Annotated in this window: 22 protein-coding genes; 12 read left to right on the forward strand and 10 right to left on the reverse strand. The window is 46.0% G+C overall.

What is annotated here, in order from left to right; all coding sequences use genetic code 11:
• Positions 1-14: 14 nt before the first annotated feature.
• Positions 15-425, forward strand: a complete 411-nt coding sequence (locus MVI27_RS02990; RefSeq protein ID WP_246959216.1) for a DUF6146 family protein — start codon at positions 15-17, stop codon at positions 423-425.
• Positions 426-480: 55 nt separating this feature from the next.
• Here the strand turns inward: MVI27_RS02990 and MVI27_RS02995 are convergent, their stop codons facing one another.
• On the reverse strand, positions 481-1077 hold the full coding sequence (locus MVI27_RS02995; RefSeq protein ID WP_246959782.1) for a superoxide dismutase: 597 nt from the start codon (positions 1075-1077) through the stop codon (positions 481-483).
• A 184-nt stretch (positions 1078-1261) separates the two neighbouring features.
• Here MVI27_RS02995 and MVI27_RS03000 point away from each other — a divergent pair, with 184 nt between their 5' ends.
• Positions 1262-2017, forward strand: coding sequence for a hypothetical protein (locus MVI27_RS03000; protein WP_246959217.1), 756 nt, complete (start codon positions 1262-1264; stop codon positions 2015-2017).
• A 79-nt stretch (positions 2018-2096) separates the two neighbouring features.
• Here MVI27_RS03000 and rho read toward each other — a convergent pair whose 3' ends face one another.
• Positions 2097-3938 carry a transcription termination factor Rho gene (gene rho / locus MVI27_RS03005; RefSeq protein WP_246959218.1) on the reverse strand — a complete coding sequence of 614 codons (1842 nt, stop codon included), beginning with the start codon at positions 3936-3938 and terminating at the stop codon, positions 2097-2099.
• Positions 3939-4094: 156 nt separating this feature from the next.
• Between rho and MVI27_RS03010 the strand changes: the two genes are divergently transcribed.
• The 4 genes from MVI27_RS03010 to MVI27_RS03025 all read left to right on the forward strand — a co-directional run bounded on the left by MVI27_RS03010 (position 4095) and on the right by MVI27_RS03025 (position 8227).
• Entirely contained in the window at positions 4095-4484 is a 390-nt protein-coding gene (locus MVI27_RS03010; RefSeq protein WP_246959219.1) for a DUF4293 family protein, read from the forward strand.
• 94 nt (positions 4485-4578) lie between these two features.
• The gene (locus tag MVI27_RS03015; RefSeq protein WP_246959220.1) at positions 4579-5502 is read left to right on the forward strand and encodes a M28 family peptidase; all 924 of its coding nucleotides are present in this window, start codon (positions 4579-4581) and stop codon (positions 5500-5502) included.
• A 46-nt stretch (positions 5503-5548) separates the two neighbouring features.
• Positions 5549-7387 (forward strand): ABC transporter ATP-binding protein, encoded by a 1839-nt coding sequence (locus MVI27_RS03020; protein ID WP_246959221.1) that lies wholly within the window; start codon positions 5549-5551, stop codon positions 7385-7387.
• A 135-nt stretch (positions 7388-7522) separates the two neighbouring features.
• Positions 7523-8227 carry a DUF421 domain-containing protein gene (locus MVI27_RS03025; RefSeq protein ID WP_246959222.1) on the forward strand — a complete coding sequence of 235 codons (705 nt, stop codon included), beginning with the start codon at positions 7523-7525 and terminating at the stop codon, positions 8225-8227.
• Between the two features lie 12 nt (positions 8228-8239).
• Here the strand turns inward: MVI27_RS03025 and mutS are convergent, their stop codons facing one another.
• Entirely contained in the window at positions 8240-10825 is a 2586-nt protein-coding gene (mutS, locus tag MVI27_RS03030) for a DNA mismatch repair protein MutS (RefSeq protein WP_246959783.1), read from the reverse strand.
• Between the two features lie 48 nt (positions 10826-10873).
• On the opposite strand from mutS, the gene MVI27_RS03035 reads away from it, so the two are divergent.
• On the forward strand, positions 10874-11434 hold the full coding sequence (locus MVI27_RS03035) for an RNA methyltransferase (RefSeq protein WP_246959223.1): 561 nt from the start codon (positions 10874-10876) through the stop codon (positions 11432-11434).
• On the opposite strand, the gene MVI27_RS03040 is transcribed toward MVI27_RS03035, so the two are convergent.
• The 4 genes from MVI27_RS03040 to MVI27_RS03055 are packed head-to-tail and all read right to left on the reverse strand — an operon-like array spanning position 11431 to position 17714.
• On the reverse strand, positions 11431-12831 hold the full coding sequence (locus tag MVI27_RS03040; RefSeq protein WP_246959224.1) for an efflux transporter outer membrane subunit: 1401 nt from the start codon (positions 12829-12831) through the stop codon (positions 11431-11433). The two genes, MVI27_RS03035 and MVI27_RS03040, sit on opposite strands and share 4 nt — an antisense overlap.
• 29 nt (positions 12832-12860) lie before the next feature.
• Positions 12861-16010 (reverse strand): efflux RND transporter permease subunit, encoded by a 3150-nt coding sequence (locus MVI27_RS03045; RefSeq protein WP_246959225.1) that lies wholly within the window; start codon positions 16008-16010, stop codon positions 12861-12863.
• Between the two features lie 3 nt (positions 16011-16013).
• On the reverse strand, positions 16014-17243 hold the full coding sequence (locus MVI27_RS03050; RefSeq protein ID WP_246959226.1) for an efflux RND transporter periplasmic adaptor subunit: 1230 nt from the start codon (positions 17241-17243) through the stop codon (positions 16014-16016).
• Positions 17244-17273: 30 nt separating this feature from the next.
• Entirely contained in the window at positions 17274-17714 is a 441-nt protein-coding gene (locus MVI27_RS03055; RefSeq protein ID WP_246959227.1) for a transcriptional regulator, read from the reverse strand.
• Between the two features lie 177 nt (positions 17715-17891).
• Here MVI27_RS03055 and MVI27_RS03060 point away from each other — a divergent pair, with 177 nt between their 5' ends.
• Positions 17892-18215 carry a translation initiation factor gene (locus MVI27_RS03060; protein WP_246959228.1) on the forward strand — a complete coding sequence of 108 codons (324 nt, stop codon included), beginning with the start codon at positions 17892-17894 and terminating at the stop codon, positions 18213-18215.
• A 40-nt stretch (positions 18216-18255) separates the two neighbouring features.
• Positions 18256-19110 (forward strand): nucleoside phosphorylase, encoded by an 855-nt coding sequence (locus MVI27_RS03065; protein ID WP_246959229.1) that lies wholly within the window; start codon positions 18256-18258, stop codon positions 19108-19110.
• 13 nt (positions 19111-19123) lie between these two features.
• On the opposite strand, the gene MVI27_RS03070 is transcribed toward MVI27_RS03065, so the two are convergent.
• Entirely contained in the window at positions 19124-19705 is a 582-nt protein-coding gene (locus tag MVI27_RS03070; protein ID WP_246959230.1) for a DNA-3-methyladenine glycosylase I, read from the reverse strand.
• Positions 19706-19889: 184 nt separating this feature from the next.
• Between MVI27_RS03070 and MVI27_RS03075 the strand changes: the two genes are divergently transcribed.
• Both MVI27_RS03075 and MVI27_RS03080 read left to right on the forward strand, forming a co-directional pair.
• A complete protein-coding gene (locus MVI27_RS03075; protein WP_246959231.1) occupies positions 19890-20189 on the forward strand; it encodes a hypothetical protein in 300 nt (99 codons plus the stop codon).
• A 108-nt stretch (positions 20190-20297) separates the two neighbouring features.
• Entirely contained in the window at positions 20298-21110 is an 813-nt protein-coding gene (locus tag MVI27_RS03080) for an enoyl-ACP reductase FabI (protein WP_246959232.1), read from the forward strand.
• 65 nt (positions 21111-21175) lie between these two features.
• Here the strand turns inward: MVI27_RS03080 and MVI27_RS03085 are convergent, their stop codons facing one another.
• Entirely contained in the window at positions 21176-22519 is a 1344-nt protein-coding gene (locus MVI27_RS03085) for a M28 family metallopeptidase (protein WP_246959233.1), read from the reverse strand.
• Positions 22516-23541 carry a threonine aldolase family protein gene (locus MVI27_RS03090; protein ID WP_246959234.1) on the reverse strand — a complete coding sequence of 342 codons (1026 nt, stop codon included), beginning with the start codon at positions 23539-23541 and terminating at the stop codon, positions 22516-22518. Before MVI27_RS03090 ends, MVI27_RS03085 begins: the two co-directional genes overlap by 4 nt.
• Before the next feature lie 122 nt (positions 23542-23663).
• On the opposite strand from MVI27_RS03090, the gene MVI27_RS03095 reads away from it, so the two are divergent.
• Positions 23664-24314: a metal-dependent transcriptional regulator gene (locus tag MVI27_RS03095; protein ID WP_246959235.1), complete on the forward strand. Its 651-nt coding sequence runs from the start codon at positions 23664-23666 to the stop codon at positions 24312-24314.
• Positions 24315-24366 lie beyond the last annotated feature (52 nt).

Below are 24366 nucleotides of genomic sequence, written 5' to 3' on the forward strand. Positions count from 1 at the left end.
AAAATATAAATCCAATGAAATATTTAATATACAGTCTGTTGTTTCTCTTTAGCCTGAGTTGCACCGGCCCAAAAGCTATAAACAAAGACAAAGAACAAAAGATCCAGGCGCAGAAAAACGAGGATGACGAATATGACCTGATCGTGTTCGACAGCCAGTACGATTACTTCCTGAATGCTGTGGCCAAACCGATGAGTATGTATTCTGAATCGTACCTGAAATCAAAGAACCGTTTTCTGGTGAGCGAGTGGAACTCTTATTATTACTCCGGGCGCTACCGAAACATTATTGAATCCGCCATTGATTACGATCCCACCATTGATTACGGACTTAAGTTCGAGTACAAACTTTATCAGGTGTTCGCCTATGTCGGCTGGAAATATGGTTTACGCCTGCAGGGAATCTCTCCGGCCGATATCCGGTAAATAAAAAAAGTTCAGGACGAATCCTGAACTTTTGTTGTACACATGCTTTTAGAAACTAGGCGTTGTACAGTCTTTCCACCTCATCCCAGTTGATGATATCGAAGAAGGCCGATACATAATCCGGACGACGGTTTTGGTAGTTGAGATAGTACGCATGCTCCCACACATCAATTCCCAGAATAGGCGTTCCGTTTTTATCAGCCTGCGGCATCAGCGGGTTATCCTGGTTCGGAGTGGATGTTACCGCGAGGGAACCATCTTCATTTTTGATCAACCACGCCCAGCCGGAACCAAATCTTGTTTTGGCTGCTTCGGCAAAATCTGTTTTGAATTTCTCCATTCCGCCGTAACTTTCCAAAGCTTCCTTCACTTTCCCAACCGGTTCTTTGCTGCCACCCGGTGCAATCAGTTTCCAGAAAAGGCTGTGGTTATAGTGGCCACCGCCGTTGTTGCGGACTGCTGGTTTGTCAGTTCCTGTTTTGCATACTTCCTCGATAGATTTATCTGCTAAATCAGTTCCTTCCACTGCTTTATTTAGGTTATCCACGTAGCCCTGGTGGTGCTTTGTGTAATGGATTTCCATGGTTTTCGCATCGATGGTTGGTTCTAAAGCGTCGTACGCATATCCTAAATCAGGTAATGTAAACATAATTTGATAGTTTTATTTAAACGTAAATTTAATGATTAAAATCTTTTAATGCAAAAATCGTGCTTGGTACTTAATTCTTAGCTTATCTATTTTTGAATATTTTATGAGAGATTTCCTTTCCTGTACATAAATTTTTGTTTTCTTTGAATAAATTTTAAAACAAATGAAATATAAATTTATTTTTAGTATGGCGATCGTTGCGATCGGTTTAAGCTCCTGTGACAGCGATCGTGATGATCAACCGAATGAACAAACCTGGCTGGTGAGTAAAGTTACCACGATTAATAGCAGTATGTATGGTGATGGCACTGATGTGACCATTTATAAATACAATGACAAGTCTCAGATTATAACCATTGATGAGGGTGATGGCAGCAGAATAGATTTCACCTATGACAGCGAGGGGAAACCCACTAAAGGCATGGCCTATTATGACAATGTAGAAGTCACACAAACATATATTTATGAAGATACGAAGCTGACCAAGTCATCTAGCCGATCTGGAAACAGTTTTGTTGATGACACTTTTTATACATATAATTCTGTGGGAAAACTTGTGGATGTTAAAGTTTGCGAAACGCCGGGGTGCACCAGACCTTATTCAACTTCATTTACCTATTCCGGCAATAACATCATAACAGAACTTTTCACCACCTCAAGCAGTCAGTCCAAGTACGAAAACACATACACGACAAACCGCAGTGCTTATTCTTATATGAATCCGTATATCAGGCTGCTGCATTCAGACGCTGAGGTAATTAGCGAAAACACTATTGCAACCGAAAAATACAGTTCCAAGTATGGTGACAACAACTGGTCAAACGGAAGTACAAGTACCTATACACATAAATACAATGAACAGGGAATGCCCATAGAATCAGTTCGCAAATCTGCAGATGGTACCTCTACAACTAAAATTGTCTATGAGTATATTGTAAGATAAACTATACATTTTGTTATATTCAAATAAAAACCGTGTCAGATTGTTCCGACACGGTTTAATATTTTTAATACTAATTATTTTATCTGTTCATTGACATCAGAAACTCTTCATTGCTGATGGTGCCCTTAATGTTTTTATTCACAAACTCCATCGCTTCCACTGGGTTCATATCGGCCAGATACTTACGCAGAATCCACATACGCTGCTGCGCAGTTTCATCCAGCAGCAGATCGTCGCGGCGTGTACTGGAAGCCACCAGGTCAATGGCCGGGTAAATTCGCTTGTTGGCAATCTTACGATCCAATTGCAGCTCCATATTCCCGGTTCCTTTAAACTCCTCAAAGATCACCTCATCCATTTTGGAACCTGTATCAATCAGCGCCGTAGCGATAATCGTCAGGGACCCACCACCTTCGATGTTTCTGGCGGCCCCGAAGAAACGTTTTGGTTTGTGCAGTGCGTTGGCATCCACCCCACCGGAAAGTATCTTACCGGAAGCAGGCGTTACGGTATTATAAGCACGTGCCAGCCTTGTAATCGAGTCCAGCAATATTACGACATCATGTCCGCATTCCACCATGCGCTGTGCTTTGGACAGGACCAGGTTGGCCACTTTCACATGCTTTTCTGCCGGCTCATCGAAAGTGGAAGCAATCACTTCCGCATTTACGCTGCGCTCCATATCGGTTACCTCTTCCGGGCGTTCGTCAATAAGCAGAATCATCATATAGGCTTCCGGATGGTTGGCAGAGATGGAATTGGCAATCTCTTTCAGCAACATTGTTTTACCGGTTTTCGGCTGCGCCACAATCATGGCACGCTGGCCTTTCCCAATCGGTGTAAACAAATCCACAATCCGTGAAGAATGCGTGGAATTCTTGCCGGTCAGGTTAAATTTTTCTTCCGGGAACAAAGGCGTCAGGAATTCAAACGCTACCCGATCTTTGATGAACTGCAGATCGCGGCCGTTCACTTCCGTTGGCTTTAATAAAGAAAAGTATTTCTCTCCTTCTTTCGGCAAACGCACAATTCCTTTCACGGTATCACCGGTCTTCAGGCCGTAGTTGCGGATCTGGTTCGTTGACACATACACATCATCCGGAGAAGAAATATAGGAGAAATCAGACGAACGCAGGAATCCGTAGTTGTCCGGCAGGATTTCCAGCACGCCTTCAATGGTCACCAGCCCGTCAAAATTAAATTCCTTTTTGGAATCATCATTCTGGTCGTTTTGCTGATTTTTCTGCTGATGGCGGTTATTCTGTTGCTGGTTTTTATGCTGGTGCTGCTCCTTTTTGTTGTTGCTGTTCCCGTTGTTGTTACCGTTATTGTTACCGTTATTGTTGCCGTTGTTGCTATTGTTGTTGTCGTGCGATCCGCCTTTTTGTTTATGGGAATGTGCCGGTTTGGCTGCAGTGTCTGCCTGTGTCTCAGCAGAAGCCTGGGGTGTGGAATCAGCAGCGGTACTTTGATCAGTTTCTGCTTCAGGCTTATTCGGAGTGCGGGTGCGTTTTTTCTTTTGTGCCGGCTTTGGTTTTTCCTCGGCAGCAGGATCTGCTTGGACTTCTTGTTCTGCTGGTTTTTCTTGCGGAGCCGGAGCAGGTTTTTCGGTGGGTTCTGTTTCCCGGGCGGAACTGTCTGCAGCAGGCGCTTCTTCCTTTTTCTCCGCTTTTTTGCGCGGAGCGGCTTTTTTAGCGGGTGCTTTCTTCGGTGCCGGTTTTTCAGTGATTTCTGGGGTGCCGGTGTTTTCCGTGGCGTTGTAGTATTCTTTGGCTACTTTGGAATTGGAAGCCTGAAAATCCAGGATGGCAAAGATTTTATCTTCTTCGCTGCTGTTCTTTCCAAGTTTAATGCCCAGATCACTGGTAATTTTGGTGAGATCCGCATCGGATTTCGACCGTAACGTTTCAATATTGAACATAAATGTTACGCAAAAATGTAATTTATAAGTATATGTAAGTAAGAAAGTTAAGTCAGGCGACTTGTACTTAATGAAGGAGTATTACATGTGCAAATCTACGTTTATTTTTCAAAAATGCAAAAATTATTATTAGTTTTGTAGCCTGAAACGAATACTATGCTGCAGAGAATACAGACGGTCTGGATCTTTTTAGCCATCCTGGGTGCCGTATTTCTTTTTATTACCGGGCAGGACTTTTCACTGTTCGGACCCGTGCCGTTTATTTCGGTGGTATGTGTGGCGCTGGTTTTATTCGGTTTCATCAGTATTTTAAGTTACAAGGACCGCAAGAGACAAATCCTGCTGAATAAGATCAGCCTGGTGATTAACATATTGTTGCTCGGTTTACTGGCGTACTGGCTACTCACCTTACCCGGAGGAATGGATTTTCCTGAGAAGGGTATTGAGCCCCTCTTTCCGTTGCTGGCGATTATCTCTTTGCTGATTGCCAATGTATACATCCGGAAAGATGAGCGGCTCGTAAAATCTGTGGACAGGCTCCGCTAAACGTACAACGCTTTTTTTTGAGTGAAACAGCTTCCAGCCGGGAGCTGTTTTTTTATGTGCTGGTGATTTGTATCTTTATTTTAAATTTAATTGAATGAAGAAAATCTCCATTGCCCTGTTTTGTTTACTGCAAATAGCCGCCTTTGGCCAGATTTCCGAAAACCGCGTGGAGTCGCTGGTTTCCTTTCTGGCTTCCGATGAAATGAAAGGCCGCGATATCGGCACCCCTGAAAATGATTCAGCGGCTGTGTACATTGCCCGACAATTTGCTGCCAACCGGCTGGACTTCTGTTTTGGTGAGTCGTATCTTATTCCTTTTGAATATAAAGGGCAAATCACTTATAACGTCTGCGGCCTGCAAAAAGGAAATTCTGAAAAAACCATTGCCTTTGCCGGGCATTTCGACCATATCGGCACTGCAAAATCGGGAACCGACACCATCTACAACGGAGCCGACGATAATGCGAGCGGAACAGCGGCCGTTATTGCACTTTCTGATTATTTTAAAGAAAAGAAACCGGAGTTCACTTTAGTTTATATGGCTTTTAACGGTGAAGAAAAAGGAATGAAAGGCTCGAAAGCGCTCGCTGATCTGCCTGCCCTGCAACCTTTGTGGAAAAACACGGCCGCTCTTTTTAACTTTGAAATGCTGGGTACCGTTTCCGCTTTTGGTGCGAACGCCGTGTATATGACCGGCAATAACGTGTCCAACCTTCATGAAATACTGACCGCCGCGGCACCTTCTGGTTTCTCCATTGCCGCAGACCCTTATCTGAAACAGCAGCTTTTTTACCGTTCCGACAATATCAGTTTCGCGAAAAAGGGCGTGGTTGCGCATTCTTTTTCTACGGTCGACATGAATACCGCGCGGCATTACCATCAGCTGAACGACGATATGGATGTTATTAAAGTACCGAACCTGACGGCAATTATCAATCATTTTGGCAGAACCGTAGAAAATCTTTCACCCGCTGCCTTCAATCCTGCCTATAACAACCAACTGAAACTGAAAAGATAAAAAGCGCCTGCTCAAAATTGCGTAATTTCGCAACTCAATTTATTCAATGAAGCCCTTCCAGAGAATCCTCTTTTTCGCCCGTCCCCATAAAAAATATCTTTTCGCAAGTATCTTTTTTAATATCATGTATTCCGTGCTCAATATCTTTTCGGTGGCCACCATGCTGCCGATTCTGGGATTGATGTTCGGAACGGTGGAGAAAGTGGACACCAGCATACAGCCCGTCTATTCGGGAAGAATTGTGGATTTCTTCGGGTACGCCAAAGACTGGGCATACTATACCATTCAGACTGAGATTGACAAACACGGCGCGGTGCAGGTTCTGGCTGTTCTGTGTGCGATTACCGCAGTCGCTTTTCTGTTGCGCAATATTTTCCGTTATCTGGGCGCCTTCCTGCTGGTAAATTATCGCGTAGGAATTACGATGGACCTACGGACGGCGATGTACGACAAGTTCCTGAAGCTGCCGGTTTCCTTCTTCACCGAAAAAAGAAAAGGAGATATGATGTCGCGGATTTCAAATGACATCGGTGCTGTGGAAGGTGGTATTATGGGCAGCCTGGTGGACGTGATCAATTCACCATTTATGATTTTGTCTTCACTAATTACGTTGTTTATTTTATCTCCGAAACTCACCTTATTTTCACTGCTGGTTTTTCCGGTGATGGGCTGGCTGATTTCGTGGGTGGGCAAAAGCCTGAAGCGCCAGGCAACCGCCGCACAGGAAGAATTAGGGAGCTTGTTTTCTCTGGTAGATGAAACGCTGAAATCCTCCAAAGTCATTAAGATATTCAACGCTGACCGCATCCTCCGCCGCCGTTTTGTGTCCACAACCGGGAATTGGCAGAAGTACGCCATCGGCATGAGCCGCCGCCGCGAAATGGCCTCTCCGATGAGCGAGTTCCTGGGCTCAGTTACCATCCTGATTATCACGTGGTTTGCCGGCGTTCAGATTCTGAACGAACAGACCATGGAACCGGAAACCTTTCTGGTGTTTATCGGGATTTTCTTCCAGATTCTGGATCCTGCGAAAAAACTTTCCAGCGCGATATCCAACATTCAGGGCGGGATGGCGAGTCTGGACCGCGTCTCTGAAGTGCTGGATTATGATTTAAAAATTGATGAAATTGAAAATCCGATCCGCATTCATAATTTAGAAAAAGGAATTGAGTTTAAAAATATCGGGTTTTATTACGATAAAGACAATGTCATCCTGAAAAACTTTAATTTGAACATCCCGAAAGGAAAGACGGTGGCACTGGTAGGCCAGTCCGGCTCCGGGAAAACAACGATTGCCAATTTGCTGACGCGTTTTTATGATGTTTCCGAAGGTGCCATTCTGGTCGATGGTCATGATATCAAAGAATTAAGCGTGAAGGACTACCGTTCGCTTTTGGGAATGGTGACCCAGGAATCCGTGTTATTTAATGATTCGGTGTACAACAACATCCTGATGGGTAAAGCCGATGCTACCGAACAGGAAGTGACAGAAGCGGCCAAAATTGCCAATGCGCACCGCTTCATCGAAGAACTGCCGGAGCAGTACCATACCAACATTGGTGACGATGGCAATAAACTTTCGGGCGGCCAGAAACAGCGTGTTTCCATCGCCAGAGCCGTCCTGAAAAATCCGCCGATTATGATCCTGGATGAGGCCACCTCCGCTCTCGATACCGAGAGTGAGCGATTCGTGCAGGAAGCCTTAGAAAAAATGATGGAAAACCGCACCTCGCTGGTAATTGCCCACCGCCTCTCCACCATTCAGAAAGCGGACTGGATTGTGGTGATGGAACGCGGCGAAATTGTAGAACAGGGCACACATCTCGAGCTATACAACCGCAACGGAATGTACCGTAAACTGGTAGATCTGCAAAATTTTGATTGATCCCTCTTTTTCTAAAAGATTAGTGGACCGTTCTTCCCTCAAAAAAACTTTAGCTGTGCGTATTGCTGCGTATCAGTATCCATTCCTGAAATCATTTTTTATTGTAGCTTCGTTTCTGTTATTAATAATAAAACTATGACAATTCTTGCTGCAGATTCGTTTTGGCATCAGGTTCTTTTCGGCACCGAAAAGGCTTCCTTTATCATTGAGGTCGTTCTCCGTACGCTCATTATGTTTCTGGTGATTATCCTGGGCTTGCGGATTCTGGGAAAACGGGGCGTGAAACAACTTTCCGTGTTTGAACTGGTGGTCATCATCGGGCTTGGCTCTGCGGCCGGCGACCCCATGTTTTATCAGGATGTGGGAATTATTTTTTCGGTCGTGGTATTTGTCGTGATTATTCTGCTCTACGCGGTTATTACTTATTTCGTCGGAAAGTCCAAACGGTTGGAAACCCTCCTGGAAGGGAAACCGATCTGCCTGATTGAGCAAGGTACTTTCTCCGTAGAGAATTTTAAAAAAGAAAACTTGGGCAGAGATGAATTCTTTTCTGAATTAAGGTTAAAGGGCGTTTCCCAACTCGGGCAGATAGAAACCGCCATCGAAGAAACCTCCGGAGACATCAGCGTTTTCTTTTATAGTGAAGAAGATACAAAACCCGGCCTGTCGGTTATGCTGGGTTCGCTGCAAAATCCCCTGCGGCAAATTGAAAATGCGGGATTATATTCCTGCACCTTCTGCGGATATACAGAAGAAAAAGTGCCTGGCCCTGCCGGTACGTGTACGAATTGCAAGAAAGAAGAATGGGTGGAAGCCAGCACAAAACGGCGTGTCACCTAAAGAAAGACATTCTTATTTACCGGTCATTTTTTTAATTGCATTTAGTTTCATAAGCGCTTCAATGGGCGTGAGTGTATTAATATCAATTTTCGTCAGTTCCTCGCGGATATTTTCCAGCACCGGGTCATCCAGCTGGAAGAACGATAACTGCATATTTTCTTCTGTTAATGCTTTGGTCTTCTTTCCGTCGGGTTCCTGCGAGCGGCTGCTTTCGAGTGTTTTCAAAACTTCCCCGGCCCGGCGCACCACAGCGGCAGGCATGCCGGCCAGTTTCGCGACATGAATCCCGAAGCTGTGTTCACTGCCGCCCGGCAAGAGTTTACGAAGGAAAATAATATTCCCGCGGCTTTCCTGTATCGCCACGTGGAAATTCTTAATACGCGGAAAGTTTACCGTCATTTCATTCAGCTCATGGTAATGTGTGGCAAACAGGGTTTTGGGTTGTGCCGGGTGCTGATGCAGATATTCCGCAATGGCCCAAGCAATCGATACGCCATCATAAGTGGAGGTTCCGCGTCCGATTTCATCCAGTAACACCAGGCTGCGGTCAGAAATATTATTCAGAATGTTCGCCGCTTCATTCATTTCCACCATAAAGGTAGATTCTCCGGAGGAGATATTATCGGTAGCGCCTACCCGGGTGAAAATCTTATCCAGCAAGCCAATCTGCGCATGTTTGGCCGGCACAAAACTGCCCATCTGTGCCAGCAGGCAGATGATCGCCGTTTGCCGCAGAATAGCGGATTTACCCGCCATATTCGGTCCGGTTACCATGATGATCTGCTGCGTTTCACGAGAAAGAAACAAGTCATTCGGAATATATTTTTCACCCAAAGGCAGCGCATTTTCAATAATAGGATGCCGCGCCTCGGAAAGTGAAATGTCATAGGATTCCGTGATTTTCGGTTTGGTGTAACTTTCCGTCACGGCCAGTTCAGACAGGCCCACGGCACAGTCCAGTTCCGCAATAATTTTGGAGTTATCCTGGATGCGGTCGATGTACAGCATCACATGGCTGCACAGTTCGCGATACAAGCCATGTTCCAGTGCGGCAATTTTTTCTTCCGCGCCCAGAATCTGCTCTTCGTATTGTTTCAGTTCTTCGGTAATGTAACGCTCCGCATTCACCAGCGTTTGCTTCCGGATCCAGTCCGCAGGTACTTTATCTTTATGGGTATTCCGCACTTCAATATAATACCCGAAGACGTTATTAAAGCTTATTTTAAGGCTGCTGATGCCGGTGCGCTCTATTTCACGGTTGCACATTTCATCGAGGAAATCCTTTCCTTTGGTTTGCAGTGCGCGCAGCCGGTCCAGTTCTTCGGAAATGCCGGCCCGGATCACATTTCCTTTGGCCAGCTGTACCGGTAATTCTTCGTTCAGGCGTTCGGCAAGGTAAGTGTTCAGTTCCTGAAAGCTTTGCAGCGGTTCCAGCCAGGCCAGCATTTTCTCATGAGAATGCAGCAGCGACCGTATTTCTTCAATGTGCTGCAGGCTCTGCCGCAGGTATCCTATTTCTTTCGGACAAATTTTATCCGAGGCCAGTTTACCCAGCAAACGGTCGAGATCTGAAATGCTTTTCAATAACTGCAGGATATCATAGCGCAGATTTTCATCTTCATTTAAGTATTCCACCAGATCCAGTCTGCGGTTGATATCTGCTGTATTTTTCAGGGGAAGAATCAGCCTGCGCCGCAGCAGGCGGCCACCCATCGGGGTCGAAGTTTTATCGACGATATGCAACAAAGCCTTTCCACCGTGATGACTTGGGTGCACAATTTCCAGGTTGCGGAGCGTGAACTGGTCCATCATCAGATATTCGTCTGAAGGCAGCACCTGCAGTTTGGTGATATGCTGAAGCAAAGCATGATGGGTATCTTCCACCAAATATGCGAAGATCGCACCGGCTGCGGTGACGCCCAGCGTACACTGTTCTGCACCAAACCCTTTTAACGAGGTAGTCTTAAAATGCGAGGTCAGTTTTTCATAGGCAAAGTTGAACTGAAACGCCCAGTCTTCCAGCTTATATAACGGTTGTGAAGAGAGTTGGGAAGGTAACTGTACCAATCGCTGGCAAAGGATTTCACTGGGCTGAAAAGTTGCAATGGTATGCAGCAGTTTATCCAGGTTTCCTTCTGCAATAAGAAATTCGCCGGTGGACACATCCACCAGCGCAATGCCGTATTTTTCTTTTTCTTTATGAACCGCCATCAGGAAATTATTCTCCTTGGAAGTCAGAACTTGTTCATTAAAGGTAACGCCCGGTGTCACCAGTTCGGTCACGCCGCGTTTCACGATGCCTTTTACTGATTTGGGATCTTCGAGCTGATCGCAGATGGCTACCCGCAAACCGGCACGCACCAACTTAGGTAAATAAGAATCAATGGAATGGTGCGGAAAACCGGCCAGTTCTGTATGGCTGTCACCGTTTGCCCGCTTGGTGAGTACAATCCCCAGAATCTGCGAAGTGCGGATGGCATCTTCACCAAAAGTTTCATAAAAATCACCGATACGAAACAGTAAAAGGGCATCAGGATATTTTGCCTTAATACTATTGTACTGCTTCATCAGCGGGGTTTCTTTCTTCGACACGGCAATATTTTAAGGGATCAAAAGGAAAAGCTTAGTTTTGCCAAAAATACAAAAATGTCATCCACAAAGAAACTGAAACTGGAGGAATTGGGAAGAATAGACGTGGACACCTTTCGCGACACGCCGAAAATTCCCGTCACCGTTGTATTAGATAATGTCCGTAGCATGCACAATGTGGGCGCTGTTTTCCGCACGGCTGATGCTTTCCTTATTCAGGAAATTATACTTTGCGGTATCACGCCCCAACCGCCCCACCGTGAAATCCAGAAAGCAGCCCTGGGTGCAACCGAAAGTGTAACCTGGACGTATGAAAAAGATATCGCAACTGCTTTGCAAACACTGAAAGAGCGCGGTTGCCGAATCATCGGGATCGAACAAACTACCGATTCACAGCAGCTCTCCGCCTTTGAAATAAAAAAAGACCAGAGTTATGCCCTGGTCTTAGGAAATGAAGTGGAAGGCTTAAGTGATGACACCCTCCATTACTACGATGCTTTCGTGGAAATCCCGCAACTGGGCACCAAGCACTCGCTGAATGTTTCGGTGTGCGCCGGTGTGGTAATGTGGGAATTCTGCAAACCGTTTTTCAGCGATTACGCAGCTCCACAGTCTTAGCGCCAGCCGCCACCCAAAGCGCGGTACAGCTCAATGCCCGCATCCAGTTTGGCGTATTCTGCATTGGAAATATTCAGTTCTGCATTCAGCTGGTTTACACTAGCATTGAGTACTTCCAGGTAATTGGCCAAACCATAGTTCACCAGTTCCTGAGAGTACTCCACGGATTTTTGGTACGCTTCCATCTCTTTTCTTTTCACACCGATGTATTCATCCTGTGAATTGTAAATCTTCAGTGCATCCGAAACCTCGCGGCCGGCACGGGAAATGGCTTTTCTGAAATTAAGATAAGCAATTTCACGGTTGGCCTGACTTACTTCATACTGGGTGCGGATTTGCCTTTTATTTAAAATCGGTTGTGCCAGTCCTGCCACAATATTGGCAAAGAAAGCGTTCGCACTGAACAATTGATCAATGTCCGCTGCCGCCAGACCTGCACCACCGGTTAGTCTTAAGGTCGGGTAAAAATTTGCGCGGGCAGCATTGGTCAGTTCAAAGGCTGACATCAAGCGATACTCTGCTGCTTTCACATCGGGGCGGTTACTGAGCAGGTTGGCCGGATATCCTAATTTCAGGCTGACCGGAATTTGCTGCTGCGCAATGGTGGACCGCGGAATCGCATGCGCAGGCATATCCATCAGTACGCTCATGGCGTTCTCCACTAAAGCAATCTGTACATCAATATTAATAAGCATTGATTCTGCATTATAAACCAATGCTTCACTTTGCTGCACAGCAACTTCTGTTACGGTTCCGGCATCTTTCAATGCCTGGGTCGTTTCCAGGTTTTTACGGCGCAGCGCAATTGTTTCATTGATAATTCGCTTCTGGTCATCAAAGGTTAGCAGCTGATAGTATGACGAGGCCACCGCTGCAACCAGGTCGCTTTTCACTGCCTGATGTGCCGCGACGGTTCCCAGGTAACTGGCCAATTGGGACTTTTCCTGTGCGCGCAGCTTGCCCCAGATATCGGCTTCCCAACTCATATTGGCGGACAGATCAAACTGGTCATTGTACTTGCGGGCAGATAAAAGTTTTCCTGCCTGCGTATTTAAAGACTGTGTCTGCAAGGTATAATTAGGCCCGGCAGATAAAGTGGGAGCATAGGCTGCTTTGCTTTGTTTCAGATAGGCATCTGCCGCTGCGATATTCTGCAAGGCAATCCGCACATCCAGATTATTTTCCAGCGCGGTGGAGATGTGCTGCTGAAGCAGCGGATCTGTAAAAATGTCACGCCAGGAAACAGCTGCCATACTCACCGAGTCCTGCGGAATCATATCGGTGCGGAACAACTTTTCATTAACTGAGTTTGCCGGGCGCACATATTTTTCACGCGTCATGCAGCTGGACAGCCAGAACAGCGACAACAACAGCAACAGCGGAAATTTTATTTTCATATATTTTTTCATAAATACTAACATTACAATTATTCTGAAAGATTAATTTCCTCTTCTTTAAGTGGTGAAATACGTTCCTGAATATGCTGGAAAATAACATACAAAACTGGAATAGCAATCAGCCCGAAGAACGTACCAATCAGCAATCCAGCGGCCGCACCGGTACCGATGGAACGGTTCCCGACCGAGCCGATACCGTTGGCAAAAACCAGCGGAATCATTCCGAAGATAAACGCAAACGAGGTCATCAGAATCGGACGCAGACGGGCTTTGGCTGCATTAATGGCGGACATGGCAATACTCTCACCATGATGACGGCGCTGTACGGCAAACTCCACAATCAAAATCGCATTTTTCGCCAGCAAGCCAATCAGCATGATAATGGCGATCTGGAAATAAATATTATTCTCCAAACCGAAAACCCGCTGCCCAAAGAACGCGCCGATTACCCCCAGCGGAAGCGACAGAATCACAGAGAATGGCAACAAATAACTTTCATACTGGGCGGCCAGAATAAAGTACACAAACAGAAAACTCAGCAGAAACACCACATAGGTTTGTGAGCCTGCTTTCATTTCTTCCTTCGTGAGTCCCGTAAATTCCACGTCGTAATTCGCCGGCAGATTTTCCGCAGCTACTTCCTGTACGGCACGAATCGCGTCACCCGTAGAAAAGCCGGGATTACTGGATCCGCTGATGGCTACCGAGGTAAACAGGTTATACCGTTCCAGTGATTGGGGACCAAAGGTTCGTTTTAAAGTCACAAACTGAGAGATGGGCGCCATCGCTCCGGTACCGGTTTTCACAAAGATAGAATTCAGGTTTTCCGGATTTCTTCTGCTCTCCGGCAGAGACTGGATCATCACGCGGAACTGTTTTCCGTACTTGGTGAAGTCTGAAGAATAGATTCCACCGATGTAGCCCTGCATGGTACTTAAAATGTTATTTAAAGAAACACCACTTTCTTTCGCGCGGGGCACATCCACGACCATTTCATACTGCGGATAATTGGTATTAAAGGAAGTGGATGCAAACTGAATTTCCGGCCGCTGCATCAAAGCACCCACAAACTGCTGTGTAACGTTATTCAATTCCGTAATTTCTCCACCGGATTTGTCCAAAAGCACGGCAGAAAATCCGTCGCTGGTACCAAAGCCCGGCACACTTGGCGGCGAGAAGAAAATAATTTTCGCATCCGGATATTTAGACGCAAGACCAAATAAGCGGCCTGTGATTTCATCAATACTCTGACCTTCTGCTTTCCCGCGCTCATCAAATGGTTTCAGTTTCACGAACGCTTGCCCAACGTTAGACCCCTGACCGGACATAAATCCGCGGCTCGCCGTGAAGGTTACATTCAGCACGCCCGGAATCTTGCGGGCCTCTTTCTGCAAATCAGACAGCACATTATAGGTTCTTTCCATAGACGCGCCCGGCGGCAACTGCACATCGGTAAACAGAATCCCACGGTCTTCCTTGGGGATGAAACCGGTCGGCATGGTACTGCTTGCCCACCAGAAGGTTAAACCTCCGGCCACAAAAAGAAGGGCAGTTACCCACTTGTGTCGCAGCAAAAAGCCGAAAGACTGCCCATATTTGCGTGTAACGGCATTAAAACCGGTATTAAATTTCGTGAAGAACTTCTGCACAAAATTCATCTGTGCGTATTCCTTGGTATGGTGCGCCTGCGGTTTTAGGAACATGGCACACAAAACGGGACTCAGCGTTAAGGCGTTTACTGCCGAAATTAAAATCGCAATGATCAGCGTAATCCCGAACTGCTGGTAGAACACGCCAGTGGGCCCGGTCAGGAAAGTCACCGGAATAAACACGGCCGCCATCACCAGGGTAATTGAAATAATTGCACCGGTAATCTCATCCATCGCCTCCACCGTAGCTTTTTTGGCATCGGCGATGCCGCTTTCCATTTTAGCATGCACGGCCTCAACCACCACAATGGCATCATCCACCACAATCCCGATGGCGAGCACCAGAGCAAAGAGCGTGAGCAGGTTAATGGAATACCCGAATAGATTCAGGAAGAAGAAGGTACCGACGATGGACACCGGCACGGCAATGGCCGGAATCAGCGTAGACCGGAAATCCTGCAGGAAGATAAATACCACCAGGAATACAAGCACGAAGGCTTCCAGAAGGGTTTTAATTACTTTGGAAATAGAGGCTTCCAGGAATTCATTGGTATCGAAGTTAATATTATAGCCGATTCCTTCCGGTAAGGTTTTTTCCGTTTCCTTGAGTTGTTTTTTAATTTCAGTAATAATCTCCTGTGCATTGGAGCCCGGCGTCTGGAAAATCCCCATACTGATGGAGCGGTTTCCGTTGCTTTCCCCAATCCCGGCATACGACTGGGAATCCAGCTTAATTTCTGCCACATCTTTCAGGCGCAGATATTCTCCGTTTCCTAGAGCCCGCAGAATAATATTCTCAAACTCTTCTACTTCATTATATTTTCCTTTGTAGGTAATAATGTACTGAAAGGAACCACCGCTGTTTTCACCCAAGGCACCGGCGGCCGCCTCGCGCGACTGCTCATTGATGGCATTCGACACTTCGGAAGGTTCCAGACCATAGGCTGCCATCTTTGCGGGATCCAGCCAGATTCTCATCGAATAGTTTTTCCCGCCGAAGACCTGCGCATCGCCAACACCATTCACCCTTTTCAGCGCAGGAATAATATTAATATTCAGATAGTTCTGCAGCCACACTTCATCCAAGCTTGGGTTTGCCGTATAGAAACTGAGGAACATCAGCGCACTGGTCTGCTGTTTATTAACCTGTACACCGGAGCGGGTTACCTCGCTCGGCAGCAAAGGAATGGCACGCTGCACCTGATTCTGAACGGTTACCGCGGCAATATCCGGATCAATCCCCTGTTTGAAGAAAATCTGAATGGAAGCAGAGCCATTGTTCCCCGCGGATGAAGAAATATAATCCATTCCTTCCACCCCATTTACCTGTTCTTCAATCGGAATGATGACACTGTTCATCACCGTTTGTGCATTCGCTCCCGTATAATTTGCTGAAATCCGCACGGTTGGCGGCGCAATATCCGGATACTGCGTAACAGGCAGGGAAACGAGACCCAAAATTCCAAGGATAACGATCATAATCGAAATTACCGTGGACAGGACGGGCCTGTTGATAAATCTTTTAATCATAACTTAGAATATGGGTTTAATGGCATTAATCAAATCATCGAACTTCTTCGGCTGTGGTTTTACCGGTGTACCGGACTTTAATGTGCCCACACCTTCTGCCACTACGACTTCTCCTTTGTCCAGGCCGTCTTTAACCACCACCATATTGCTCACGCGGTCCGTCACGGAGATTACGGCGCTTTTCGCGGTGTCCTGTTTTACTTTATAAACGTACACAAGGCCCTGCTGTTCATAGGTGGCACTTTCCGGAATCACCAGAGCATTATCATACGCTATCGGGATGCGGATGGTTCCACTATTTCCGTTGCTCAGCATTTTTTCAGGATTCGGGAAAGACACCCGGAACTGAATACTGCCGGTGGAAGGATCAATCTGACCGGTTACAGCTTTAATATTGCCTTTGTGCTGATAAGGCTCTCCGTTGGCAAGCACCAGCTCCACAGCCGGCATATTCTTCAGCTTTTCGGGAACCGTGGCTCCTTTTGCTGTTTTCAGGAAATCCAGATATTCCTTTTCATTCATAGAAAAGTAAGCATATAACTCACTGGTATCGGAAACAGTGGTAATCGGCGTTGGGTCTGAAGGCCCCACCAGACTTCCGGTTCTGAAGTTGATTTTCCCGACAACACCGGAAATCGGCGCACGAATAATCGAGTAATTAATGTTTTCCTGTACCCCCTGGTAATTAGCCTGCGCCTGGGAAACGCCCGCAGCTGCCTGCTGTTTGGCTGCAATTGCCTGGCTCAGCTGTGCCTGTGCACGTGCCAGATTTGCCTGTGCCGTTTGCAACTGCACACTGCTGATAATATTTTTCTCTACCAGCGGACGTAATTTATCGACCTCTACCTGAGCGGCATTCACGGCAGATTGCGCTGCTTTCACATTGGCTTCCGCAGCGGAAACACTGGAACGCGCGGCACCTACGCCGGCACGCGCTGCAGAAGCAGACTGATCGAGCGCGTTGGTTTCCAGGCGGAACAACGGCTGACCTTTCGATACAAACTGCCCTTCATCCACCAAAACCTGGGTGATGTATCCCTGCATTTTTGCACGGACTCCGTTATTCACGCGGCCTTCAATGCTTGCCGGAAAGCTGGAATACCCAGTAACGTTTCGGGTTTCCGCGGCGACCGTAGCGACTACTTTGGGCCCCATCGGTGGCCGTGATTCTTCTTTCTTGCAGGCGGTAACTGCCAAAGCAGACAGCGCCAGAATCATTAAGTTATTTTTCATAGGTATATTTTATCCGATATCTGTTTTTATTTAAGGTAATTTATCAATCGTTTCCTGCAGACTCTTTATATTTTCGGTAAAGAATTCCCGGCAGATGTTGTGCTTTTCTTCCGGCGGCTGATCCTGTGCGGCAGCAATAACCCGCAGCTGGTCCATCAGGGAAAGTTCCTTTTTCATTCGTGCCAGAATCTCCTGAAACCTAATTTTCATGTAGTTTTGATTCACGACAAAAAAGCGCTTCCGCTCATCAATTTTATTAAAATCGCTGATCAAATTCAGGTTCAGCAGTAAATTGACATTGGAGGAAACGGAACTTTTGCTCACGACAAAAACGTCCACAAATTCGTCGAATGCGACTCCCTTTCTGTTAAAATCAAAAATAAGATAGCCGTAAATCTTCGCTGCCAGCGGCGGCAGGTTAAAAGCTTCCCCGTAAAACTTCACCAGTTCCCGAAAAACTTCTTTATCCATGATGACAAAAGGGTTATTTTAGGTTAATTCGCGAAAATACGGTTTAGTTCTGAACAAACCGAACCAACCGTTCTTTTTTAGCATATATTAAGAAATTAATGGAGTGCAGCATCAAAAAAGTGATTATTAAAAGCCGGTAGCGCTTCCGGATGTGTAAATAATATTTAAATTTGTTAGATGGATTTACGTGACCAACTTAAAAATCTGTTTCCCGAACACGAAGAACAGGATTTCGAAATGCCCGAGGAAAAATTTGTGCAGCGGGAACCACTGGTGTGCAAATTCGAAAAGAAAGGCCGCAACGGAAAGCCGGTCACCATCATAGAAGGTTTTGAAGGCAGCGAGAACGATCTGAAAAAAATTTCGAAGAAGATTAAAACCACATTGGGAATCGGCGGCTCGGAGAAAGACGGCACCATCGTTATCCAAGGAAACAACCGCGATAAGGTCATGGAAATCCTGCATGAGATGGGCTACAAAACGAAAAGAGTCGGCGGCTGAAACCATCTTTGTAATTTCAAATAAAAAATCCAACAATTATATGCTTAATAAGTTAGCTGCATCGGAACTGGTGCTGAATGATGATGGCAGTGTATACCATCTCAACCTTTTACCGGAAGATATTGCCGGGAAAATCATGCTGGTGGGAGATCCTGACCGTGTGCCTAAGGTTTCCAAATTCTTCGATACGATTGAGGTTAAAAAAAATAAACGCGAGTTTTACACCCATACCGGAACGCTTCGTGGTGAAAGAATTACCGTAATGTCCACGGGGATTGGTACCGAAAATATCGATATCGTAATGAATGAACTGGATGCGCTGGTGAACATTGATCTCGAGAAAAAAGAATTCCGGGAAAATCACACGTCACTGCAACTGTTCCGCATGGGAACCTGTGGCAGCGTGAATCCGGATATTGAAGTTGATCAGATGCTGGTTACCCAGAATGTAGTAGGACTGGACGGGTTGATGCATTTCTATTCAGACTATAAATTCGAAAACGAATTCTCCCGCAACTTTCTGGCCGGCTTCCCGTATGAACATATCAAGCCGATGCTGTACTTCTCAGACTGGTCCGAAGACAGCGCGGAATATTTTAAAGATGCGAAGTACCGCGGCAATACCGCTACCTTCCCGGGCTTCTATGCACCGCAAGGCCGTCAGCTGAGGCTTCGCGCGCTGGATGATCAGTTCCTGGAAAAACTCAATGACCTGGGCGTAACCAATTTCGAGATGGAAACTTCTGCCATTTACGGGCTATCCAAATTGCTGGGTCACAAGGCTATTACCGTAAATGCGGTGATTGCCAACCGCCGCCGGGGTGAATTCTCTGCGGACCACCATGCTTCTGAAAAAAATATGATTGAGTGGGTACTGGAAAGACTTATTCCTTAATCCATTTTCCCCTTTATTTGCCGGCCTCAGCGCCGGCCTTTTTTTTACACGGGCAGTTTACCAAATGATCATCAACCATTCCGATGGCCTGCATGAAGGCATACATAATCGTAGTGCCCACAAAGGTAAAGCCGCGTTTTTTCAGATCTTTGGAAAGGCGGTCCGAGATTTCCGTGGAAGCAGGAACCTCGGCCATGCTCCGGTGAATATTCACGAGGGTTTTGCCGTCCACAAAAGCCCAGATATATTTACTGAAGGAACCAAACTCATCCTGAATGCGCAGGAACTGTTGCGCATTGCGAATTGCTGCTTTGATTTTCAGCCGGTTGCGGATGATTCCTTCATTCTCCATGAGTTCTCCTACTTTTGTTTCCTCATAGCCGGCGACTTTTTGACAGTCAAAATCATCAAACGCGCGGCGGAAGTTTTCGCGTTTTTTCAGAATAGTATGCCAGGAAAGTCCTGCCTGAAAACTCTCAAGCAGCAGGAATTCGAAAAGCTTTCGGTCATCGTGTACCGGCCTGCCCCATTCCTCGTCGTGGTATCTCCGGTACAATTCATCCTTCTCTGCCCACGGGCACCGTTCTGGTTTCATTTTAAAAATTTTTAATTCAATCTAAAATTACGTTTTTGCATGGTCTTAATAATACTTCCAACTCTTTTTATAAATATAAATTAATACACTTTTAAATATATTTTAACAACTTATTAAGATTTTAAGGAATGATCCTTGCAACTTTACTGTTACCAAATCATTCATTAAATAAATTTATAACATTATGGACAGACAAGATTATAACGACGCGGAACATACAGTGAACAAAGCAAAATGGACAGTAAACGATTACGCAGACCGCGCTAAAGATTATATCCGCGATGAAAAACGCAAAAATGCTACGCCAACTCATGAGGGCTGGATGGAGCGTGCGAAAGAAAACATCGGGGATGCCTGGGAAGATACGAAAGATGCTGTATCCAGCGCCTGGGAAAAAACCAAAGATATGGCTGATGAAGCCTGGGAAGATACAAAAGACGCTGCTGAAGACGGAAAAGCTGAAATGAGAAAAGCGACAAATTAATACCCACACCCTATTAACACGGAAGAACTGCCTGAACACGGGCAGTTCTTTTTTTGGATTCCAACCGGCAAAAAATCTCTACATTTGCTTAAATTAAAATTTAAGATAATGTCATACGGATTATTAAAAGGAAAAAAGGGAATTATCTTCGGCGCATTGAACGACCAGTCGATTGCCTGGAAAGTTGCAGAACGCTGCCACGAAGAAGGCGCTGAGTTCATCCTCTCCAATGCCCCGATTGCCATGCGCATGGGCGAACTGAATACACTGGCCGATAAAACCGGTTCAGATGTGATTGGTGCAGATGCTACTTCTATCGAAGACCTGGAAAAACTTTTTGATGCGGCGATTGCCAAATTCGGTAAAATCGACTTTATCCTGCATTCAATCGGGATGTCTGTAAATGTGCGCAAGGGCAAGCATTACACAGAAATGAACTACGACTGGCTGGAAAAAGGCTGGGATGTAAGTGCAGTTTCCTTCCACAAAGTAATGCGCGTGGCCTGGGAAAAAGACTGCATGAACGAATGGGGCTCCATCCTGGCACTGACGTATATTGCAGCACAACGTACCTTCCCGGATTATAATGATATGGCTGATAACAAATCCTACCTGGAAAGCATTGCGCGGACCTTCGGATATTATTGGGGCGACCGCAAAGTGCGCGTGAACACCATCTCACAATCACCGACGCCTACCACAGCCGGAAGCGGTGTGAAAGGGTTCAGCGGATTCCTTGGGTATGCAGAAGATATGTCGCCACTCGGGAATGCAGACGCCATGGATTGCGCTAATTACTGCGTGGCCATGTTCTCTGACCTGACGAAAAAAGTAACCATGCAAAACCTTTTCAATGACGGTGGTTTCAGCAATACCGGCGTTTCACAGAAAGTGGTTGAAAAGTACGAAGGACAGGAATAAGAATTTACTGCTATTTTTAACATAGTATGATCCGCTCACCGGTTTTTCCAGTGAGCGGAACTTTTTTATCTTGAAATCTGCGGAACCACAGGCAGGCTGGCGTTTCCGTTTTCAGAGATACTTTGTACGGCAAAGAAATAATTGTCCTTCGAGAGCGGTACGGTATAAGATGTTTCTGTAGTAAAAATGCGGTCGGTCCACACCGGGCTGTCGGTTTCGCGATACAGAATATGATATCCTTTTACTTTTCCGGTCACCGGTTTTTCCCAGCTTAATTTTGTGGTGTTCGTCAGTTCCTTCACATCCATGGCAACTTTTACTGGCGGCGGCGTGGATTTCGCCAGGTTTGCCAGTACAGCCATATTCACCGCGGTGTTTTTCCGGAGATAATTAAAATCCATATATTCCAGCAGATCGCCGTAATTAACTCCGTTTTCCGTGCGTAAATCCTGGTGCTGATGGTTATAGTTTTCGTAATAATCCGTGAGACGAACTGCAGCAAAACCCTGAGCTACAAACGGGCTATGGTCGCCGCCACGCAGGAAACGGTCATTTCGGTAAATTAACTTAATGTCAAGATCTTTTACGTATTGCATTCCGATTTCTTTTACATACCGTGCGAGCTGCCGCGCACTTCCTTCGTTCTCCAGTCCCAGATTGCGGATCATACCGGCACTTTTTTCAGTATTGAAGGCGGGTAATCCTTCACTGAAAACACGCAGATTTGGCGATTTTTCATTTTCAGGCGCATCGAAAACATTATTCCCGATCATATCATTATTCAGCACTGCCTGAATTTGCCAACCTTCTGCTTTGGCATGATCCGCCAGCATTTTGGCTCCGAGCAATCCCTGTTCTTCACCACTGACTGCTACGAAGAGAACAGAAGAAGGGAATTTTGACTTGCTGAGTATCCGGGCCGTTTCGATCACCGCTGCTACACCGCTGGCATCATCATTGGCACCGGGTGCGTCGGCCTGAGCATTCATCACATCGGACACGCGTGAATCCAAATGACCGGTGATGATAATAATCCGCTGATCATTGGGATCGGTTCCTTTCAGAAAAGCGATGGGGTTTCCAAGATTGGTTGCCGCATTGATTCTTTTGCCGTCCGGCTGCAGATCCTGTTGTTGCAGATAAACTTCCATACGGCCGGCGCTGTTCCGGGCGTAATCCCGAAAACGCGATAAGACCCATTCCCGTGCGGCACCAATGCCGCGTTTGGGATCCGTGGTGGAGCTCATCGTATGCCGCGTACCGAAACTAACCAGCTTTTCAACATGAGCACGCAAAGAATCTGCGTTTACCGCCTGCACATAACGGGAAATCTCCGGGTCTTTTTCCGGGAGTTGTGCCATGAGCGGCAAACACATACCGAATGTGATAGCAGTTATCAGTTTTTTCATTTGAGTTGATGTATTTGTTTCATAAAATTTTCTATTTTATCATCAGGTGTGGCCCAGGATGTAATCAGACGAATAGCGGCATAATCATCATCAATTTCCTGCCAGATATAGAAATCAAAATTTTCAGCCAATTGCGCAATATGCTGTCTTTGCAGAATCGGGAAAATCTGATTGGTTTCCGTTTCCGTGAGAAAAGAAATTCCGTGTGCCGTAAACGCATTTTTTAATTTCATCGCCTGTCTGTTTGCTTTGGCTGCCAGCTCGACATATAAATTACCGTCGAATAATTTTAAAAACTGAATTCCCAGCAGGCGTCCTTTGGCCAGCAAGGCTCCTTTCTGTTTTAAATGAAAGCCAAAGTCTGGCTGCAAATCAGGATGGTTAATAATGATAGCTTCTCCCAGAAGACCACCGTTTTTAGTCGCGCCCAAATAAAATGCATCCGTGAGCGCAGCCATATCCTGTAAAGTAACTTCTGAAGCTGCCATTGCATTGCCCAGGCGGGCCCCATCTGCATACAAAAGCAGATTGTGTTCACGGCAGTACGTACATAACGCTTTCAACTCGGTTTTGCTGTAGACAGTTCCCAGTTCGGTTGCATTGGAAATGTAGACGAGCTTTGGCTTCAGCTGATGCGGCACATTGCGGTGTGCATCCAATATTCTTTGAATATCGGCCGGTGTGATTTTCCCGTCATCTGTGGACACAGGATGAACTTTGTGACCGGTGGCTTCAATAGCTCCGGTTTCGTTTGTATAAATATGGCCGGTCTCGGCAGAAATTACACTTTCATGTGGCCGAAGAAAGGCAGATATCGCAACCAGGTTGGCCTGTGTACCGCCCGAAACAAAATAAACGGCAGACCCGGGACTGTTACATTTTTTGCGCAAAAGTTCTGCTGCCTGGCGGGAATACGCATCATCACCGTAGCCCGGCTGCTGAATTAAGTTGCTTTCCATAAGTGTCTGCAGGATTTCCGGGTGCGCACCTTCGGCGTAATCATTTTTAAATGAGTATTTCATTTCTTAAAAATAAGCAAAAGATAAATTTATCCGGATATTTGTGAAACAAAGTATTCATCAGCCCGGAGACTGAACCTTCTTATTAATAATTGTTAGATTTGCAAAACAAAGTATCTAACAAAATGATTTCACTCACTGAAGAAAATTACCTGAAAGCCATTTTTCATCTCTTAGCGGCCGATGATACGGTGACCATTAATGAACTCAGTAAATTATTAAAGGTAAAGATGCCGAGCGTGAACAATATGATGAAGAAATTTGCGCAGAAAGGCTGGGTGATTTATGAAAGCTATAAACCGCTGCTCATTACGTCTGAAGGTAAAAAACAGGCAGCCCTGGTGGTCCGCAAACACCGGTTAACAGAGATGTTCCTGGTGGAAAAAATGAATTTCGGCTGGGAAAACGTTCACGAAATTGCGGAACAGCTGGAACATGTGCAGTCGGAAATTTTCTTTGATAAAATGGATGAACTGCTCAATTACCCGAATTATGACCCGCACGGCGAACCTATACCCAACAAAGAAGGAAACATCATCGAGCGCGATCTCCGCACGCTCAGTACCTGTGAAGAACAGGAAACCGTGAAATTTAAATCCGTCACCGTCTCTGACCAGGCGTTTCTGCAGTTCCTGAACAGCAAAGAACTGGAACTGGGCGAACAGCTGTTCATACAACATATTGAACCGTATGATGCCTCGATGACCATCAAAAAAGAAAACGGACAGGCAGTCACCCTGAGCAAAATCGTGTGTGATAAGATTCTGGTGAAGTAAGCGATTGCCGCTATCGCTTGGCATATTACACCAATTGCGCTAACTTTGTAGT

Origin of the sequence: Chryseobacterium salipaludis (assembly GCF_022968825.1) — a bacterium.
Classification (GTDB): Bacteria; Bacteroidota; Bacteroidia; order Flavobacteriales; family Weeksellaceae; genus Kaistella; species Kaistella salipaludis.